Below are 18,153 nucleotides of genomic sequence, written 5' to 3'. Positions count from 1 at the left end.
CAGGACATGGCCAAAGCCACAGCCGCCGCGCGCGGCATCACCCGCAGGCATGCGATCTCCGCACTTTCGGCAGCGACACTCTCCCTGGCCCTCGGCCGCAGCGTGCATGCCGCCGACGCCTGGCCCACGAAGCCGGTGCGCATCATCGTGCCCTTCGCACCTGGCGGCGGTGCCGACGGCTCGGCGCGCGTGCTGGCCGAGGTGCTGGCGCCGCAGCTCGGGCAGCCGGTGATCGTGGAGAACAAGCCCGGCGCGGGCAGCGCCATCGGCGTGATGGCGGCGCTGCAGAGCCGGGACGGGCACACGCTGCTGATGGGCAGCAACAGCATGGTGATCAACCCCTCGCTCAACCCCAGGCTGAGCTACGACGTGGCGCGCGACTTCGACGCCATCGGCATGGTCTCGCAGCAGCCGCTGGTGCTGGTGGTGCCGGCCGACTCGAAGGCGAAGACGCTGGCCGAACTCGTTGCGCTGGCCAAGGCGCAGCCGGGCAAGCTCAGCGCAGGCAACAGCGGCACCGGCACGCTGGCGCACCTGACGGCGGAACTCTTCGCGCAGGAGACCGGCACCTCGCTGGTCAGCGTGCCCTACAAGGGCGAGAGCGCGCTGATGCCCGACCTGATCTCGGGGCTGGTGTCGATGGGCTTCCTGAATCTGCCGAGCGTGATCGTGCACATCCGCTCGGGCCGGCTGCGCGCGCTGGCCGTGTCGTCGGCGCAGCCGGTGGCCGAACTGGCCGATGTGCCCACGCTGCGCAGCCTGAAGCTGCAGAGCCTGGAGGTCGAGGGCTGGGCCACGCTGGTGGCGCCCAAGGGCAGCATTCCGGCCGAAGGACTGGCGCGGCTCGAGAAGCTGCTGGCCTCGGCGCAGCAATCGGAAGTGGTGAAGAAGCGCTTCGACGCGCTGAGCCTCGAGACCTTCATCCGTGGCCGCGAGGCCACCGCGCAATACCTCAAGGCCGAAGGCGCCCGCTGGGGACAGGTGGTGAAGAGCCGTGGCATCCAGGTCGAGAACTAGCATGGGCAGCGAGAACATCGGAACGAGCCACGCGGTCGAGGCCGACGTGGTGGTGTGCGGCGGCGGCGTCGCGGGCACCATGGCCGCAGTGGCTGCGGCGCGGCAGGGCGCCTCGGTCGTGCTGGTCGAGCGCTACGGCTTCCTCGGCGGCAACGCCACGGCCGGCGCGGTCGCGCAGTTCAACAGCTGGCAGACCGGCAACGGCCGCACGGTGGTGGCGGGGCTGGCCGACGAGGTGGTCCGGCGGCTGCGCGCCTACGGCGGCGCCCGCGAGCACGACCGCTTCATGATGTCCACCGGCCATCACATGGACCGCGTCGAGTACGAGCCCGAGGTGCTCAAGCTGGTGCTCGACGACATGGTGGCCGAGTCCGGCGTGCGGCCCCTGCTGCACGCGAGCCTGCTCGACGTGCAGTGCGAAGGCCGGCGCGTCACCGGCCTGCGCGTGCTGACCAAGGGCGGCGTGCTGTCCTTGCGGCTGGGCGTGCTCGTCGATGCGTCGGGCGACATGGACGCGCTGAAGCAGGCGGGCGCGCGCTTCCTCGAACTCGGCGGCGGCGAGGCGCTGCAGCCGGCGACGATGATGTTCCGCTTCGGCCCCATCGACTTCGAGCGCTTCGGCGCAATCTCGAAGGCCGAGCTCGCCGAAATGGCCGCAAGGGGCTACGCGCAGGGCGGGCTCGCGCGGGCCGCGCTGCATTCGAGCCGCGTTCCTCATTCGGACGATGCCTGGTTCAACATCAGCCGCCTGGCGATCGACGCCACCGACCCGATGGCGCTCGGCGGCGCGGAGATCGAAGGCCGGCGCCAGGCGTGGAAGGCGGCCGGGTTCATCGCGGCCCATGTGCCCGGCTGCGGCAACGGCCGGCTGCGCGCCTTCGCCACGCAGGTGGGCGTGCGCGAGACGCGCCGCGTGGAGGGCGACCATGTGCTCACCGCCGCCGAACTGCTGCAGCCTGTCCAGTTCGCCGACGCGGTCGCGGCGGGCGCCTATCCGATCGACATCCATCCGGCCAAGGGCGGCTCGCTGCACTACGTGCCGATGGGCGACGACCACGCCTACCAGATCCCGTACCGCAGCCTGATCCCGACCACGCTCGACAACGCGCTGGGCGTGGGGCGGGGCATCTCGGCCAGCCACGAGGCGCTGGCGGCGATCCGGGTCATGACGATATCGATGGCGGTGGGGCATGCCGCGGGCATCGCGGCGGCCATGGCGGCGCGCTCTGCCGGCGAGGGCATGGGCGCGCAGGTGCGCTCCGTCGCGGTGCCTGCCCTGCGCGAGGCGCTGCTGCGCGGCGGCGCCGTGCTCGCCTAGGGCCTGCGAGCAGGCCCCGGCTGGTCAGAGCCAGTTGCCGGTCTGCGGCATCTGCACCTTCTCGGCAGGGTCGCTGCTGGTCACGAAGGAGCCGATGACCACGCTCAGCAGCGAGATGAAGATGCTCGCGAAGAGCGCGGTCCAGAAGCCCGACACCCTGAAGCCCTTCACCAGCGCAGCCACCAGCAGGATCATCAGTGCGTTGATGACCAGCAGGAACAGCCCGAAGGTCACCAGCGTCAGCGGCAGCGTCAGCACGATCAGCAGCGGCTTGACGATGGCGTTCGCCAGGCCCAGCAGCAGCGCCGAGACCACCAGCGCACCGGTGCTGTCGAACTTGAGTCCGCGAAAGAGATGGCTCGCCACCCACAGAGAGACGGCGGTGATGGCCCAGTGGATGAGGAAGGGAGTCAGGTCGTTCAGCATGGATTCGGTGGTGTGTGGCAGCAGACGCAGAGCTTGTTGCCTTCGGGGTCGCGGAAATAGGCTCCATAGTAGTCCGCGTGGTAGTGCGGCCTGAGGCCGGGCGGGCCTTCGCAGGCGCCGCCCTGCGCCAGCGCCGTGGCATGGGCGCGGTCCACCGCGGCGCGATCGGTGGCCAGCAGGGCCACCATCTGGCCGTTGCCGGGCGAGGCCGCTTGCTCGTCGTAGGGCGTGCCCACCAGGAACAGCGGGCGCGGCGCGTCAGGGCTCTGCCAGCCGGCCCAGGGCCTGGCGTCGTCCCTGAACCTCAGCTTCAGCCCGAGTTCGCGCATCAGCGCGGAATAGAAGGAGAAGGCGTGCTCGAAGTCGTTCACACCGATGTAGACGTGGGACAACATGCGATTAATTCTTCCGGGTTATCGCCGTCATTGTGGATGCAACGATCGACTGTTACCCGATGAAACATTGCCGGGGGCACCGTTAAGATCGTCGGCTTATGGCCAATGCGTCGATCGCCAGCATGACCCCCGCACCCGCTTCGGCCGACGAGGCCGAATCGTGGGTACGCGGCGAACTCATCCGCAGCCTGATGCGCTCCGCGCGCGGCTCCTACCTGGTTTCGGCGGCGCTGATGCCGGCGATGGTCGGCCTCAACTGGGGTTATGTGCCGCGCTGGGAGCTGCTCCTCTGGCTCTTGGCCGGCGTCATCGCCACAGCCTGCCGCGCGTGGGGTGCGCGGGTCTATGCGGTGCGCTATGCAGGGCGCAGCGCCGCCGCACAGCAGCAGTTCACCGAGCGCTACGGCTTCGTCTGGAGCACCAGCGCGGTGGTGTGGGGCCTGTCGGTGCTGCTCTTCTTCGAGCGCACGCCGCAGGTCAACCAGTTCATGAGCTGGCTCATCGTGGCCGGCGTGGGCACCTTTCCGCTCAACGGGCTCGCGCTGCATCCGCCGCTGCTCAAGCGCTACGTCAACACGCTGTTCATCACGATGCTGGCGGCGGTGCTGCTGCGGCTGGTGTCCATCACGCTGCATCATCCGCAGTTCCAGTACGGCTACCTGATGCCCATCCTGCCGATCCTCCACTGGTTCCTGCTGCTGCGGGCCGGGCGGCACATCTACGAGACGGCGCGCAACAGCCTGGAGCTGCTGTTCCACAACCACATCCTCATCAAGTCGCTGACCCAGCAACGCCAGGCGGCGGTGTCGGCCGTGGCCATGAAGAACCGCTTCCTGGCCAGCGCGGCGCACGACATGCGCCAGCCAGTGCTGGCACTTTCGTTGTACGCCGACTGGCTGCGCAACGAGCCCGAACTGGTGCTGGAACTCGCACCGAAGATCGTGCGGGCCACCCATGCGGTGAATGCGCTCTTCGACTCCATGTTCGACCTGGCGCGCATCGACTCGGGCCAGGTGCGCCTGCACGTCGAGCGGGTCGACGTGCCCGAACTGCTGCACGACCTCGAACTGCAGTACCGCCCCGTGGCCGAGAGCCGCGGGCTGGATTTCCGCGTGCGCATGTGCGAGGGCTCGTTCCTCACCGACCCGATCCGCGTGCGCCGCATGATCGGCAACCTGCTGGCCAACGCGATCAAGTACACGACCGAAGGCGGCGTGCTGCTCGCCGCTCGCCAGACGCGCGACGGCCTGCGCGTGGAAGTGTGGGACACCGGCATCGGCATAGCCCCCGAGCACCTGCGCGACGTGTTCCTGGAGTTCTACAAGGTGGCCGACCACGCCGGCACCTCCGACGGCTTCGGCCTCGGCCTGGCCATCGTCGCGCGCCTCTCGCACGTGCTGGGTCACCCGGTCAGCGTACGCTCGCGCCTGGGCAGCGGCAGCGTGTTCCGCGTCGCGCTGCACGATGCCGACGAGGCGGTGGCGCAGGCGAGGGTGACGGCCTCTGGCGGCTGAAAACCCACACCGACCCGCTCCAAAAAAAACCGCGCCTGAGCGCGGTTTTTTTCAATTCGGGAACACCGAGGATCCGGCTGTGCCGGTCCTCAGGTGTTGCCCCCTGCAAGGGGGTTGGCGCAGCGACACGAAGTGCGCGAAGCCTGGGGGTTAGCCCAATTCAGCCGGACAACAACCCGTTCGTCCGCGCGTAATGCAGCGCCTGCGTCCGGCTCTTCACGCCCAGCCTGCGGAACAGGCGCCACAGGTGGACCTTCACCGTGTGTTCGCTGATCTCCAGGTCGGTCGCGATGTCGCGGTTGCTCATGCCCTTGTCGAGCATGGCGATCAGCTGCGTCTGGCGCTTGGAGAGCTTGCCGCTGTTGGCGGCGGGCAGCTCGTCGGCCTCGTCCTCCGAGCCGGCCATCAGCAGGCCGCGCAGGGCGGCTGCCAGCTCGTTGGAGCTGGCCGACTTCTCGATATAGGTGTCGGCCCCAGCCTCGATGCAGGCGTCTTCCATGTCGGCGGACGGCGCCGCCGAGTACACCGCAATGGGCACGTTCGGATAGACCTGCTTGACCGCGATCACGCCCGAGACGCCGTTGGTGTCCGGCAGCTTCAGGTCCAGGCAGAAGAGCGTGGGCGCGCCACGCTGCTGCACGGAGCTTGCGAGCTTGTCGAGGCGTTCGAGCTCGACGATGTTCTCGGCCGGGCGCAAGCGCCGCAAGACCATCACGATCGCGTCGCGCATCAGGGGGTGGTCGTCGATGACATAAATGCTCATGTTTTCTTCCTTTGTGATCGCACCGTCTTCTCTCGTCGTGCTCACCGGCCGATAAGCCGATGGGCGTTGCCGGATCAACTCCCGCTGGTTGTGCCGGGCGTCGTTTCCGTCAGTGCCTCCAGCGCCTCTTCGACGGCGCGTATTTTTTCCGTACCGATGGGCTCCATCTGGCCAGCCAGCGCGGCCAATGCTTCGCCACGCTGCGCCTGCAGGATTGCGATGGTACGGCCCGCCTCCTGCGGCGAGGCGAATCCACGGCTTTGCAGCAGGGTTTCGCCGCGCGCATCCAACAGCTTGAAATAGAAAAGCCCGTCCGCCTTCTCGCGGTACTGCTTGAAGCTGGGCTTGGCGACCTTGGCCGCCTTGGCTTGCACCTTGTCCTTGCCTGCCGCGAGGTTGCGCAGGCCGACCGCGTGGCGCAGGCTGGTCATGAAGGGCTTCGAAAGCGCCTGAGCCTTCTCGGCACCCAGCAACAGGGTGCGCTCGATCTGGGCCGGGTCGTTCATGAGCGCCTCGTAGCGCTCGCGCAGCGGCGCCACCTCGAGGTCGATGCGCTCGAACAGCATCTGCTTGGCGTCGCCCCAGCCGATGCCGTCGGCATATGCCTTGCGCAGCGTCTCCGTTTCCTCGGCGCTCGCGAAGGCCTGGTAGATCTGGAAGAGCGCGGAGCCCTCGGTGTCCTTGGGTTCGCCGGGCGCGCGCGAATCGGTCACGATGCTGGAGATCTGCTTGTGCAGCTGCGCGCGCGGCGCGAACAGCGGGATCGTGTTGCCGTAGCTCTTGCTCATCTTGCGGCCGTCGAGGCCGGGCAGGGTGGCGACCGCGTCGTCGATCTCGGCCTCGGGCAGCGTGAAGTGATCGCCGTAGAGGTGGTTGAAGCGCTGCGCCATGTCGCGCGCCATCTCGATGTGCTGCACCTGGTCGCGGCCCACGGGCACCTTGTGGGCGTTGAACATCAGGATGTCGGCACCCATGAGCACCGGGTACATGAAGAGGCCGGCGGTCACGTCGGCGTCGGGGTCCTCGCCCTTGGCGACGTTCTTGTCGAGCTGCGCCTTGTAGGCGTGCGCGCGGTTGAGCACGCCCTTGCCGGTCACGCAGGTGAGGAACCAGGTCAGCTCGGGAATCTCGACGATGTCCGACTGGCGATAGAAGGTGACGCGCTCGGGGTCGAGCCCGCAGGCCAGCCAGCTGGCGGCGATCTCGAGCGTGGAGCGCTGGATCAGCGCCGGATCCTGTACCTTGATGAGCGCGTGGTAGTCGGCCAGGAAGAAGAAGCTCTGCACGCCGGGCGCGACGCTTTGCCGCACCGAGTGGCGGATCGAGCCGACATAGTTGCCGAGGTGCGGCGTGCCCGAAGGCGTGATGCCGGTCAGGACGCGCAGGGGAGCTTTGGAAGACGAAGCCATGGGACGGACAGACGAAGAATTTCTTGAAGCGATCTAGAGCAGGAGTGCCTTGAGCGGAGTGATCAGCAGGTTGATGACGAAGTAGCCCACGTCCATCAGCGGCCGCAGCCAGTATGTGCTGACGATGCCCGCGAGGACGAGGCCCATCACGATGAAAAAGCCGTATGGCTCGATGCGCGCGAGGAACATCTGCGCCTGGCCGCTCGGAAGGAGCCCGGCCAGCACGCGCCCGCCGTCGAGCGGCGGCAGCGGGAACAGGTTGAAGGCCCACATCACGAGGTTGACCAGGATGCCGCCTTGCGCCATCTTGATGAAAAAGGTTTCAGTGACGCCTGCCCCGACCATCGCCACCAGCAGCAGCGCCCACAGGATCGCCTGGACGAAGTTGGAAACAGGGCCTGCCAGAGCCACCCAGATCATGTCGCGCTTCGGATGGCGCAGCCGCCCGAAGTTGACCGGCACCGGTTTGGCATAGCCGAAGAGGAAGGCGCCCGAGGTCGCGAAGTACAGCATCAGCGGCATCAGGATGGTCCCGATGGGATCGATGTGCTTGACGGGATTGAGCGTGACGCGCCCCATGACCTCGGCCGTGTTGTCGCCGAAGTGGCGAGCCACGTAGCCGTGCGCCGCTTCGTGCACGGTGATCGCGAAGATCACGGGCAGCGCGTAGATCAGTACTGTCTGTATGAGGTTGGAGATATCCACTGGGCGATTGTGTCAGACAGGAGTGGTTCTCAGCCCCGATTTCAGAGGCCCAGCACGGCCAGCGCGCCGCGTCCCTGACGCACCACGACGGGGTCGTCGCCGGTGCCCATGGGCGTCAGGTCGACCACCGTGGTCGGCTGCGATGGGCATGCGCCGGCGTCGATGACCGCGGCGATCTGCTTCTCGAAGCGCTCGCGGATGGTCTGTGCGTCGTTCAGCGCCTCGGTCTCGCCGGGGGCGATCAGCGTGGTGGCCAGCAGCGGCGCTCCGTGCAGCGACAGCAGCTCCAGCAGCACCTTGTGGTCGGGCACGCGCAGGCCGATGGTCTTGCGCTGCGGATGGCTCACGCGCCGCGGCACTTCCTTGGTGGCTTCGAGCAGGAAGGTGTAGGGGCCGGGCGTGGCCGCCTTGAGCAGGCGGTACTGCTTGTTGTCGACGCGGGCGTAGTTGGCCAGCTCGCTCAGGTCGCGGCACAGCAGCGTGAGGTGGTGCTTCTCGTCGACCTGGCGGATGCGGCGCAGTTGGTCGACCGCGTCCTTGTCGTCGAGGTGGCAGACCAGCGCGTAGCTGGAGTCGGTGGGCACGGCCACGATCTCGCCGCGCTCCAGCAGCGCGACGGCCTGCTTCAGCAGACGCTGCTGCGGGTTCTCTGGATGGACTTCGAAATACTGGGCCATGGTGAAGAGTTCTCCGTTCAGGATTCGGCAGGCTCGATGGGCACCCGGCGCTCGCGCACCGTGAGCCACGCGCCGGCCGCGCCGCAGACCGCGATCATCGCCATGCCGACGAGCGAGAAGCGGTCCGGCACATGGGAGAAGACGACCCAGCCGCCGAGCATGGCGAACGCGATCTGCGCGTACAGGTAGGGCGTGAGCGTGGAAGCCGGCGCGCGCTGGTAGGCCAGGATCAGCATGAAGTGCCCCACCGTGCCCATGAAGCCCATGAGGCACAGCAGCGCCCACCACTCCCACGAAGGCAGCGAGGTCCACACGAAGGGCACCGCGAGCGAGACGATCAGCGTGCCCACCCAGCCGGTGTAGAAGTGCATGGTCAGCGGGTTCTCGGTCTGCGCAAGCTTGCTCGTGAGCACCTGGAACCAGGCGTTGCTCAGCACCAGCCCCAGCGGCAGGAAGATGGCCCAGCTGAACGCGCTGCCGCCCGGGCGCAGGATGACCAGCGTGCCGATGAAGCCGCCCGCCACCAGCGCCCAGCGCAGCGGCGACACGTGCTCCTTGAGCGTGGTGGCCGCCAGCAGCGTGATGACCAGCGGCGCGATCAGCACGATCGAGGTGAACTCCGCCAGCGGCATGTAGCGCAGGCTCAGGAAGGCGAAGATGCTCGATGCGAGCAGCAGCGCCCCGCGCAACGCCTGGTAGCGGGGATGCTTCGTGTGCAGCAGCGCCGTGCCGCGCAGCGGCAGCAGCACCAGCGTGGTCGCCACTGCCTGGAACGCATAGCGGAACCACACGCCCATGAGGATCGGCACGCCCAGCGTGGAGTACTTGGTGGCGGTGTCGAGCGTCGCGAAGCAGGCCACGGCCAGTATCACGAGGCCGATGCCGGCGAGGATGCGTTCGGATTCCTTGGCGCGGCTTCGCTGCTGCGCCACGCGTGCGGCGGCCAGCGCAACGGTCGCTGCGCTGTCGGTGCTGGTCCCGGGGCTAGGGCTCACTGCTGGATGCGATCGCCCAGCAGTTCCCACACGGGAGTGAGTGCGCCGGGCAGTGGCGGCAGCTTGCCGAGATCGCAGTGGCTCTCGTCGGGGCTGTGGAAATCGCTGCCGCGCGAGGCGGCGAAATCGAACTCGAGCGCCTTGTCGGCGTATTCGACGAACTCGGCCGGTGTGTGGCTGCCGGTGACGACCTCGATCGCCTTGCCGCCATGCGCCTTGAATTCGAGGAACAGCGCGTATTCCTCGTTGGCGGTGAACTTGTAGCGACCGGGGTGCGCAATCACCGCCAGGCCCTTGGCGGCGGTGATCCAGTGCACGGCATCCTTCAGCGTGGCCCAGCGGTGCGGCACGTAGCCCGGCTTGCCCTCGGTGAGGAACTTGCGGAACACCTCGGGCGTGTCGCGGCAGTGGCCCTGCTCGACGAGGAAGCGCGCGAAATGCGTGCGCGAGATGAGTTCGGGATTGCCGACGAACTTGAGCGCGCCTTCATAGGCGCCGTGGATGCCGACCTTGGCCAGCCCCTCGGACATTTCCTGTGCCCGCTTGCCCCGGCCGCCGCGCGTGTCGTAGAGGCCCTGCGAAATGGCGGCGTCGTCAGGGTCGAAGCCCAGGCCGACGATGTGCACCGTCTCGCCCGCGAAGGTCACGGAAATCTCGGTGCCGGTGAGGTAGCGCATGCCGTTGGCACGTGCCGCCGCGGCGGCGCGGTGCTGGCCGCCGATCTCGTCGTGGTCGGTGAGCGCCCAGAGTTCCACTCCGTTGGCGGCGGCGCGCGCTGCCAGTTCTTCGGGCGTCAGCGTGCCGTCGGAGACCACGGAGTGGCAGTGGAGATCGGCATTGAGAATGGAGGACACCCCCGCATTCTATGGGGTCTGGAACGGCGATGCGGGCGCATGGATACTGTGGAAGATGCTATTAAATAAATAGCATTAATGCGCCATTGCATGCGCCTCAGCGCTGCTTGCGGAAAGCCGCCCAGGCTGCCACCGCGGTGAACGTGGCCACGATCGCCACCACGATCCAGAAACCGTGCTTGTGGTCCGCCAGCGGAATGCCGCCCACGTTCATGCCGAACAGGCCGGCCAGGATGTTGATCGGCAGCGCCAGCACCGTGACGACCGTCAGCACGAACAGGCTGCGGTTGTTGTCCTCGTTGACGTTGGCGGCGATCTCTTCCTGCAGCAGCTTGATGCGTTCCTGCAGCGCCTGCATGTCGCGCAGCACGACCGAGAACTCCTCGGTCGAGCCGCGCAGCGCCTGCGAGTCGGGCTCCGACATCCATCCCGGCGGCCCCTGCAGCAGCCGGAACAGCGCTGCCGGCTCCGGCGCCAGCAGCCGCTGCAGCCGTACCAGCAGCCGGCGCAGCACGCCCAGGCGCGCGCGCTTGTGGTCGAGGCGGCCGGCGAGCAGTTCGTCCTCGATGCGGTCGATGCGGGAGGTGACGCCGCGCACGATCTTCACCAGCACGTCCGCCTGCGCGCGCAGCAGGTGCTCGAGCAGCTCCGTGCTGGAACGCGGCGCGTCGCCCGCCTTCACCGCGGTGCGCAGCGCATCGACCGAACGCAGCGGCTTGGTGCGGGCCGTGACGACCAGGCGCGGGCCGACGCTGATCCACAGCGTGGAGATGTCGGAGGGCTCGAAGCTGAATTCGAAGTGCACGTCGTTGATGACGGCGATCAGCGAATCGTCGTCGCGCTCGATGCGCGTGGAGGGCAGGCCCTCGTGCAGCGTCTCGTAGAAGGTGTCCGAGAGGCTCGCGTGCCGCACCAGCCAGCGCTCGGCGTGCGCGTGGCTCAGGTTGAAGTGCAGCCAGACGTAGGGCGGGTTTTCCTGCGCGTCCTCGCCTTCGCAGCCAGCCTGGGCTTCATGGGTTTCGACGTCGCGCCGTTCGGCCAGCCAGGCCGCGGCCTGCGCCGAGTCGATGGCCCGTGCGGGCTCGGCCGCACGGGCGTCGAAGAGGTAGCCGCAGATCAGCCCGGCTTCGTCGCCCCCGTAAGACTGGGCTGCGAGATCATGGAATGCCGACAAGATGCTGGGTGCGCGAGTTCAGAAGAGGCGGGTGAAGAGCCAGTAGAGCGAGCCCGACAGCAGCATCGCCACCGGCAGCGTCAGCACCCAGGCCAGCGCGAGGTTGCGCAGCGTCGACAGCTGCAGGCCCGAGCCGCTGGCCGTCATCGTGCCGGCCACACCCGAAGACAGCACGTGCGTGGTCGATACCGGCAGCCCGTACATGTCGGCCGCGCCGATGGTGACCATGGCCACCACCTCGGCCGAGGCGCCCTGGGCGTAGCTCAGGTGCGTCTTGCCGATCTTCTCGCCCACCGTGACCACGATGCGCTTCCAGCCGATCATGGTGCCCAGGCCCAGCGCGATGGCCACCGCCACCTTGACCCATAGCGGGATGAAGCGCGTCGCGCTGTCGAGCTCCTGGCGGAAGGTGTTCACGCGCAGCTTCGTCTCGTCGTCGAACCTGGCCGCGCCGCTCTTGTCGAGGTGACGGATGGCCTCGGAGGCCAGGTACATGTCGTTGCGCACGTTGGCGACGGCCTCCGCCGGAACGCCGGCCAGCGAGCCGTGCTGGCGCACCTGCGTGCCGATGCTGCCGGCCGTCGCGGCAAGGGCCGGCACCACGGCCGGGGTGAACTCGCGGGTGCGCACGTAGGTCGAGAGCGTGTCGCGCGCAGCCGCCGGTGCCATGGCTGGCAGCGAAGTCGGCGCGCTGCGGTTCAGCGCGTTCTGCGCCATCTCGGCGACGGCCACGAACTTGACGTTCTCGTCGGCGGGCATCGCGCGGTTCAGCGCGTAGGCCATCGGCACCGTGCCCACCAGGATCAGCATGATCAGTCCCATGCCCTTCTGGCCGTCGTTGGAGCCATGCGCGAACGACACGCCCGTGCAGGTGAGGATCAGCAGGCCGCGGATCCACCACGGCGGCGGCTCGCTGCCCTTGGGCTCTTCATAGAGCGCGCGGTTCTTCACGAAGGCGCGCAGCGCCAGCAGCAGCAGGGCGGCGCAGCCGAAGCCGACCATCGGCGACAGCAGCAGCGAATAGCCCACCTTGGTGGCCTGAGCCCAGTCGACGCCGCTGGTGCCGTCGCGCCCGTGCATCAGCGCGTTGGCCACGCCCACGCCGATGATCGAGCCGATCAGCGTGTGCGACGACGAGGCCGGCAGCCCCAGCCACCAGGTGCCCAGGTTCCAGATGATGGCGGCGATCAGCAGCGCGAAAACCATCGCGAAGCCTGCGCCGGAGCCCACCTGCAGGATCAGCTCCACCGGCAGCAGCGCGATGATGCCGAAGGCTACCGCGCCGCTGGACACCATCACGCCCAGGAAGTTGAAGACCCCCGACCACACCACTGCGAAGTTGGGCGGCAGCGAGTGGGTGTAGATCACGGTCGCGACCGCATTGGCCGTGTCGTGGAAGCCGTTGACGAATTCGAAGCCCAGTGCGATCAGCAGCGCCACGCCGAGAAGTATGTAGGGCACCCAGGTGGTGACGGGCGCTCCCGAGGCGGTGACGTCGCCGACCAGGCTCCATGCGGTAAAGAGCAGGCCGGCGGCCAGCAGTCCCACGAAGGTAATCAGCGTGAGCGGACCGGGCCTGGCGTCGAGCTTAGGCCGCTGCGAGGCGGACGCGGATGGCACCTCTGCATGCGGGGCAGCGAGCGTGTTCATGGGGGATTCTGGGGTGTTGGAATGGCTCCAGATGGTGTTCGCCGCGTGTGACAACTACATGTCAACGGCGTCAAATCCGTCACGTGGCCGTCATGGAGGGCGAGCAGCATGCTTTTTCCGCTTCCCTTTTCAAACTTTTCTCTCCTGCCGCCCCATCATGCTGACGAGCGCACTTCCCGACCACGAAGACCTGATGCAACGCATCGCCCGCGACCTGATCGACAGCTACGACGAGGAGCTCGAGCTGGAGATCGAGGACCGCAACATCGACGGCCTCGACCCCGCCTCGGTGAGCGCGGCATCCTCCACCGACAAGGCCGCGCGCCAGGCCTACTTCAAGGAGCTGTTCCGCCTGCAGGGCGAGCTGGTCAAGCTGCAGGACTGGGTGCAGCACAGCAAGCAGAAGGTCGTCATCCTGTTCGAAGGCCGCGACGCGGCGGGCAAGGGCGGCGTCATCAAGCGCATCACCCAGCGGCTGAACCCGCGCGTGGCCCGCGTGGCCGCGCTGCCGGCACCCAACGACCGCGAACGCACCCAGTGGTACTTCCAGCGCTACGTGGCGCACCTGCCGGCCGCCGGCGAGATGGTGCTGTTCGACCGCAGCTGGTACAACCGCGCCGGCGTCGAGCGCGTGATGGGCTTCTGCACCGACGACGAGTACGAGGAGTTCTTCCGCACCGTGCCCGAGTTCGAGAAGATGCTCGTGCGCTCGGGCATCAAGCTCATCAAGTACTGGTTCTCCATCACGGACGACGAGCAGCACATGCGCTTCCTCGGCCGCATCCACGATCCGCTCAAGCAGTGGAAGCTGAGCCCCATGGATCTCGAAAGCCGTCGCCGCTGGGAGGAATACACCAAGGCGAAGGAAATCATGCTGGAGCGCACCCACATCCCCGAGGCGCCGTGGTGGGTGGTGCAGGCGGTCGACAAGAAGAAGGCGCGCCTGAACTGCATCAGCCACCTGCTGGGGCAACTGCCCTACCAGGAAGTGCCGCATCCGCCGGTCGAGCTGCCCGAGCGCGTGCGCCATGCCGACTATCTGCGTCAGCCCGTGCCGGCGAACATGATCGTTCCCGAGATCTACTGAGGAAAGCCCGGTTTCCGAAGCCGGCCCAGGGTAGGCCGGCCGGCGCTTTGCGGTCACACTGCGCGCCATGGCCCGCCGTTCCACAGCTTCAGTCTTTGCCCGCGCCTATAAGCGCAACCTGCGTGCGCTCACCAAGGCCACCCTGAGCAACAGCAAGCGCATCGCGGGGCAGGTCCAGCGCGCCACCGCCAAGCGGCTCAAGCCGCCGCCGGGCAAGGGCGACTGGCTCGCCGGCGTCGCGATGGGCCCGGGCGGTGCGCGCGGCTATCACCTGTTCCGCCCGGCAGGCCTGGAGCTGCAGCCGGGCGAGCGCCTGCCCCTCATGGTCATGCTGCACGGCTGCGGCCAGACCGGGCGCGACTTCGCCGCGAGCACTCGCATGAACGCGCTGGCCGTGCGCCAGCGCTTCCTGGTGCTCTACCCTGAACAGGACCGGATCGCCCATCCCCAGGGCTGCTGGAACTGGTACGAGCGCCGCTCCGGCAAGGCCGACGCCGAGGCCGCCACGCTGATGGCCGCCATCGATCAGGCCTGCATGCTCTACCCCGTCGACCGCGATCGGGTGGCGCTGGCCGGCCTCTCCGCCGGTGCGAGCATGGCGGCGCTGCTCGCGACGCGCTATCCGAACCGCTTCCGCGCCGTCGTGATGCATTCGGGCGTGGCACCCGGCGCGGCGAAGTCGTCCGCCACGGCGCTGGGCGCGATGCGCGGCGAGCACGTGCCGCCCATGCCGACAACGGCCGTCGGCAAGGCGATGGGCGCGGCGGCCGTCTTCACCACCCTGCCGCCGATGCTGGTGCTGCATGGCGACGCCGATGCGGTGGTCGCGCCGAGCAACGCCGTCAGCAGCGCCGCGGTGTGGGCGACCGCCGTGGGTGCGCGGCCCGGGTTGACGCGCGAGGTGCAGCGCGGCAAGCGCCGCCCGATGCGGGTGACCGACTTCAGGCGCAAGGGGCGCACGCTGGTCACGCTGTGCGAGATCGCGGGGCTCGGCCATTCGTGGAGCGGCGGCGCGCCGAAGCTGCTGTTCAGCGACCCCGAGGGGCCCGATGCGACGCGCATGACCTGGGCTTTTGCCGCTGCGCAGTTCAAGGCAGCTGGAGGCGCGAAGAAGGGTTGAAGAAAGCGAGGGGCAGGGCGGCTATGCGGCCACCGCTCCTTCGCGCGCCGCGGCCCGCCACGCACTGGGCGCCATTCCCTTGCTGCGCTTGAAGGCCTTGCTGAAGGCCGCCTCCGACTCGTAGCCCACCGCAGCGGCGATCGCTCCCAGGCCAGCGTTGCCTTGCCCCAGCATGTTGCCGGCCTTGAACATGCGCCATTGCGTGAGGTACTCCAGCGGCGCCTGTCCCACCCGCTCGCGAAAACGCTGCGCGAAGGCCGAGCGCGAGAGGTTCGCGACGGCGGCGAGCGCCTCCACCGTCCAGTCGCGCGCGATCTCCTTGTGCATCGCGCGCAGTGCGGGGCCGATGCGCGCATCGGCCCGCGCAGCAAGCCAGCCCGTCTGCGATTCGGCGCTGGCCGCGACGTGCGCGCGCACCGCCTGAACGAACACGATGTCGGCCAGCCGGCTCACGAGCAGGCTGGACCCCAGGCCCGGCTCGCCGGTCTCCATGGCCAGCAACTGCAGCGTGCCTTGCAGCGCGAGGGCGCGGGCCTGCTCCATCTTCACGTGGAGAAGCACCGGCAGCAGGTCGAGCAGAGGCCGCGCGGCGCGCTGGTCGAAGTGGAACCAGCCGCAGATCACCGAGGCCGCCGTGCCCGTGCCGCCGAGCTCCACCAGCCCGCCGATGCGGTCGCGCACGACGGAGGCGCAGCTCACGGTCGGCGTGTTCGGATGGTCGCGCAGGACGTAAGGCGTGCCATGCGCCAGCACATAGCAGTCGCCCGCCGCCAGCGCCACCGGCTGCGTCATGCCATCGACCTCCAGCAGGCAGCCGCCGCGCACCACGAGCCCGAAGCGCGCGCTCTCGCCGCCCGCCAGGCTCACGCCCCAGGGCGCGCCGGCCTCGAGGCGGGCATACAGGGCGCTCTGCACCCTCATGGCGGCAAAGATGTCATCGAGCGGGTCCATCGAAGGCTCCTGGTGCGGTGGACGAATGGACAAGATTTTCGGCCTCTTGAGCATTCACTGTCCAGCGACGGCGCCAGAAACTGCGGTCTCACTCTTTCCCAATGCAACCGGCAGCAGGAGCAGGCCATGAACACCAGAACCGCTTTCAACGATTTCACCGAACTCGCCGACCGCTATGTCGCCGTCTGGAACGAACCCGACGCCGAGGCGCGACGCGCCGCCATCGCCAGCCTCTGGGTGCCCGACGGCGAGCACTACGTGCGCACGCTGCAGGCCAGGGGCCACGAGGCGCTGCAGCAGCGCGTCACCGGCTCGCACGAGAAGAACGTGCGTGACGCCGGCTTTCGCTTCGTCCGCGCGGGCGACGCCCAGTTCCTGCACGACGCTGTGATGTTCCATTGGCACATGGTCCCGGCAGCGGGCGGCCCGGTGGCCGCGCTCGGGCTGGAGTTCCTGGTGCTCGCCGAAGACGGCCGCATCGCCACGGACTACCAGTTCATCCTGCCGACGCCGGCCGCCTGAGCCCGGCCGATGACCTCCGAGGTCATTGCCGCCGTGCCTGTTCCTTCCAACACTCGAATCCATCATGACGCAGTCAAACATCGCTTCGGCAGCATCGCTCTCTTCCACCGGCAGCCAGAGTCCGCACGCGACAAGGCCCGGCCGGCTCGGCCTGTGGGTCATGCTCAGCGGCACCTTCCTGGTGGTGCTGGACTTCTTCATCGTCAACGTCGCGCTGCCCTCGATGCAGCGCGAACTGCAGGCGAGCGCGGGAACCCTGCAGCTGGTGGTGGCCGGCTACGGCCTCGCCACTGCCGCAGGGCTGATCACCGGCGGCCGGCTCGGCGACCTGTTCGGGCGACGCCGCATGTTCATGCTGGGCCTGCTGCTGTTCACGCTCGCTTCGGCCGCCTGCGGCCTGGCGCCGAACGCCGAACTTCTGGTGGCGGCACGCGTGCTGCAGGGGCTGGCCGGCGCGCTGCTGCAGCCGCAGGTGCTGGCGATGATCGGCCTGGCCTACACCGGCGAAGACCGGGCGCGTGCCTTCGCGGCCTATGGACTCACCCTGGGGCTGGGAGCCACGCTCGGGCAACTGGTCGGCGGCCTGCTGATCCATGCCGATCTGGCGGGCCTGGGCTGGCGCAGCTGCTTTCTCATCAACGTGCCGATCGGCCTGCTGGCGCTGATGCTCGCACCGCGCGTCATTCCGCCGCTGGCGAACAACGGCAACAGCCGCCTCGACCTCGTCGGCATGCTGCTCGTGGCCGCGGGCTCGGCGGCAGTGGTGCTGCCGCTGGTGGAAGGCCGCGAGCAGGGCTGGCCGCTGTGGAGCTGGCTGTGCCTCGCGGCGGCGCTGCCGCTGCTCGCAGCCTTTGCGTACCAGCAGCGCCGGCTCGCCGCGCGCGGCGGTACGCCGCTCGTGGCTCCGGTGCTGCTCGCCGATGCCCGCTTCGGCATGGGCCTGCTCACGACGCTGGCCTTCTACGTGGGCAACGCCTCGCTCTACTTCGTGCTGGCGCTGTATCTACAGCAGGGTCTCGCACTCGATCCGCTCAGCTCGGGCGTCGTCTTCACGTCGCTGGCGGCCGGTTTCTTCGCGACGTCGATGGCGGGAGCGCGCCTCGCACGCCGCTTCGGCGGCAAGCCGCCCATCGCGCTCGGTGCCCTTGTGCTCGCCGCAGGACACGCACTGCAGTTCGCCAACGTGGCCGGATGGCCCGGACACTCGCACGTCGTGGCGTGGATGGTGCCGTTGCTGCTGGTGCAGGGCGCGGGGCTCGGCATGGTCATGGCGCCCCTGGTCTCCACCGTGCTGGCCGGCCTGCCGCCGCAGCATGCGGGCGTGGCCTCGGGCGTGATATCGATGGTGCAGCAGGCGAGCAACGCGCTGGGCGTGGCGCTGATCGGCATCCTCTTCTACGGGCGGCTCGGGCATGCGCCGGATGCGGGGGCGTACGCCAGTGCCTTCGGGGTGGCGCTGCTTTACCTGACGGGGTCGGCGTTGCTGGTGGCTGTATTGCACCGCAGGGGGACGCGAACCACCTAGTGTCCTGTCCCGTTTATTCGACGGCAGAGGCGAGATAGTTTTTCGAGGATT

18 protein-coding genes are annotated in these 18,153 nt (G+C 68.4%); 7 read left to right on the top strand and 11 right to left on the bottom strand.

Features of this window, described 5'->3' with window-relative positions; translation table 11 throughout:
- Window positions 1–6: 6 nt before the first annotated feature.
- Window positions 7–1,017 carry a Bug family tripartite tricarboxylate transporter substrate binding protein gene (locus ACTJLF_RS29780; RefSeq protein WP_440884482.1) on the top strand — a complete coding sequence of 337 codons (1,011 nt, stop codon included), beginning with the start codon at window positions 7–9 and terminating at the stop codon, window positions 1,015–1,017.
- A gap of 1 nt (window position 1,018) precedes the next feature.
- Complete coding sequence (locus tag ACTJLF_RS29775) at window positions 1,019–2,335, top strand: FAD-dependent oxidoreductase (protein WP_440884481.1); 1,317 nt, start codon at window positions 1,019–1,021, stop codon at window positions 2,333–2,335.
- Window positions 2,336–2,359: 24 nt separating this feature from the next.
- Here the strand turns inward: ACTJLF_RS29775 and ACTJLF_RS29770 are convergent, their stop codons facing one another.
- Together ACTJLF_RS29770 and ACTJLF_RS29765 are read right to left on the bottom strand one after the other, a co-directional pair.
- Window positions 2,360–2,761 (bottom strand): phage holin family protein, encoded by a 402-nt coding sequence (locus ACTJLF_RS29770; protein ID WP_440884480.1) that lies wholly within the window; start codon window positions 2,759–2,761, stop codon window positions 2,360–2,362.
- Window positions 2,755–3,156 (bottom strand): VOC family protein, encoded by a 402-nt coding sequence (locus ACTJLF_RS29765; protein ID WP_132753767.1) that lies wholly within the window; start codon window positions 3,154–3,156, stop codon window positions 2,755–2,757. Before ACTJLF_RS29765 ends, ACTJLF_RS29770 begins: the two co-directional genes overlap by 7 nt.
- Before the next feature lie 98 nt (window positions 3,157–3,254).
- Between ACTJLF_RS29765 and shkS the strand changes: the two genes are divergently transcribed.
- Entirely contained in the window at window positions 3,255–4,670 is a 1,416-nt protein-coding gene (gene shkS / locus ACTJLF_RS29760) for a surface-behavior sensor histidine kinase ShkS (protein WP_019657854.1), read from the top strand.
- Window positions 4,671–4,830: 160 nt separating this feature from the next.
- Here the strand turns inward: shkS and ACTJLF_RS29755 are convergent, their stop codons facing one another.
- From ACTJLF_RS29755 to ACTJLF_RS29720, 8 genes are all read right to left on the bottom strand, one after another.
- Window positions 4,831–5,433 (bottom strand): LuxR C-terminal-related transcriptional regulator, encoded by a 603-nt coding sequence (locus ACTJLF_RS29755; RefSeq protein ID WP_019657853.1) that lies wholly within the window; start codon window positions 5,431–5,433, stop codon window positions 4,831–4,833.
- Between the two features lie 74 nt (window positions 5,434–5,507).
- The gene (locus ACTJLF_RS29750; protein ID WP_354412630.1) at window positions 5,508–6,842 is read right to left on the bottom strand and encodes a tryptophan--tRNA ligase; all 1,335 of its coding nucleotides are present in this window, start codon (window positions 6,840–6,842) and stop codon (window positions 5,508–5,510) included.
- A gap of 33 nt (window positions 6,843–6,875) precedes the next feature.
- The gene (locus ACTJLF_RS29745; RefSeq protein WP_126183214.1) at window positions 6,876–7,547 is read right to left on the bottom strand and encodes a site-2 protease family protein; all 672 of its coding nucleotides are present in this window, start codon (window positions 7,545–7,547) and stop codon (window positions 6,876–6,878) included.
- 41 nt (window positions 7,548–7,588) lie between these two features.
- Complete coding sequence (locus ACTJLF_RS29740) at window positions 7,589–8,224, bottom strand: L-threonylcarbamoyladenylate synthase (RefSeq protein WP_440884479.1); 636 nt, start codon at window positions 8,222–8,224, stop codon at window positions 7,589–7,591.
- Window positions 8,225–8,241: 17 nt separating this feature from the next.
- Complete coding sequence (locus ACTJLF_RS29735) at window positions 8,242–9,219, bottom strand: DMT family transporter (RefSeq protein ID WP_019657849.1); 978 nt, start codon at window positions 9,217–9,219, stop codon at window positions 8,242–8,244.
- The gene (locus ACTJLF_RS29730; protein ID WP_019657848.1) at window positions 9,216–10,073 is read right to left on the bottom strand and encodes a 3',5'-nucleoside bisphosphate phosphatase; all 858 of its coding nucleotides are present in this window, start codon (window positions 10,071–10,073) and stop codon (window positions 9,216–9,218) included. Before ACTJLF_RS29730 ends, ACTJLF_RS29735 begins: the two co-directional genes overlap by 4 nt.
- A 97-nt stretch (window positions 10,074–10,170) precedes the next feature.
- Complete coding sequence (locus tag ACTJLF_RS29725; protein ID WP_145760776.1) at window positions 10,171–11,247, bottom strand: transporter; 1,077 nt, start codon at window positions 11,245–11,247, stop codon at window positions 10,171–10,173.
- 18 nt (window positions 11,248–11,265) lie between these two features.
- On the bottom strand, window positions 11,266–12,897 hold the full coding sequence (locus tag ACTJLF_RS29720; RefSeq protein WP_440884478.1) for an inorganic phosphate transporter: 1,632 nt from the start codon (window positions 12,895–12,897) through the stop codon (window positions 11,266–11,268).
- Between the two features lie 157 nt (window positions 12,898–13,054).
- On the opposite strand from ACTJLF_RS29720, the gene ppk2 reads away from it, so the two are divergent.
- Both ppk2 and ACTJLF_RS29710 read left to right on the top strand, forming a co-directional pair.
- Window positions 13,055–13,984, top strand: coding sequence for a polyphosphate kinase 2 (ppk2, locus tag ACTJLF_RS29715; RefSeq protein ID WP_184606292.1), 930 nt, complete (start codon window positions 13,055–13,057; stop codon window positions 13,982–13,984).
- 67 nt (window positions 13,985–14,051) lie between these two features.
- Window positions 14,052–15,104 (top strand): extracellular catalytic domain type 1 short-chain-length polyhydroxyalkanoate depolymerase, encoded by a 1,053-nt coding sequence (locus tag ACTJLF_RS29710; RefSeq protein ID WP_440884477.1) that lies wholly within the window; start codon window positions 14,052–14,054, stop codon window positions 15,102–15,104.
- Between the two features lie 21 nt (window positions 15,105–15,125).
- On the opposite strand, the gene ACTJLF_RS29705 is transcribed toward ACTJLF_RS29710, so the two are convergent.
- Window positions 15,126–16,055 carry an AraC family transcriptional regulator gene (locus ACTJLF_RS29705; protein ID WP_440884476.1) on the bottom strand — a complete coding sequence of 310 codons (930 nt, stop codon included), beginning with the start codon at window positions 16,053–16,055 and terminating at the stop codon, window positions 15,126–15,128.
- A gap of 126 nt (window positions 16,056–16,181) precedes the next feature.
- Here ACTJLF_RS29705 and ACTJLF_RS29700 point away from each other — a divergent pair, with 126 nt between their 5' ends.
- Complete coding sequence (locus ACTJLF_RS29700; RefSeq protein ID WP_126183219.1) at window positions 16,182–16,577, top strand: nuclear transport factor 2 family protein; 396 nt, start codon at window positions 16,182–16,184, stop codon at window positions 16,575–16,577.
- 64 nt (window positions 16,578–16,641) lie between these two features.
- Entirely contained in the window at window positions 16,642–18,102 is a 1,461-nt protein-coding gene (locus tag ACTJLF_RS29695) for an MFS transporter (protein WP_132753724.1), read from the top strand.
- Window positions 18,103–18,153 lie beyond the last annotated feature (51 nt).

Origin of the sequence: Variovorax sp. 22077 (assembly GCF_052044195.1) — a bacterium.
Lineage (GTDB): Bacteria > Pseudomonadota > Gammaproteobacteria > Burkholderiales > Burkholderiaceae_C > Variovorax > Variovorax atrisoli.
The sequence above is the reverse complement of the archived record's forward strand: the minus strand, read 5'-3'. Positions and strand labels throughout refer to the sequence as shown.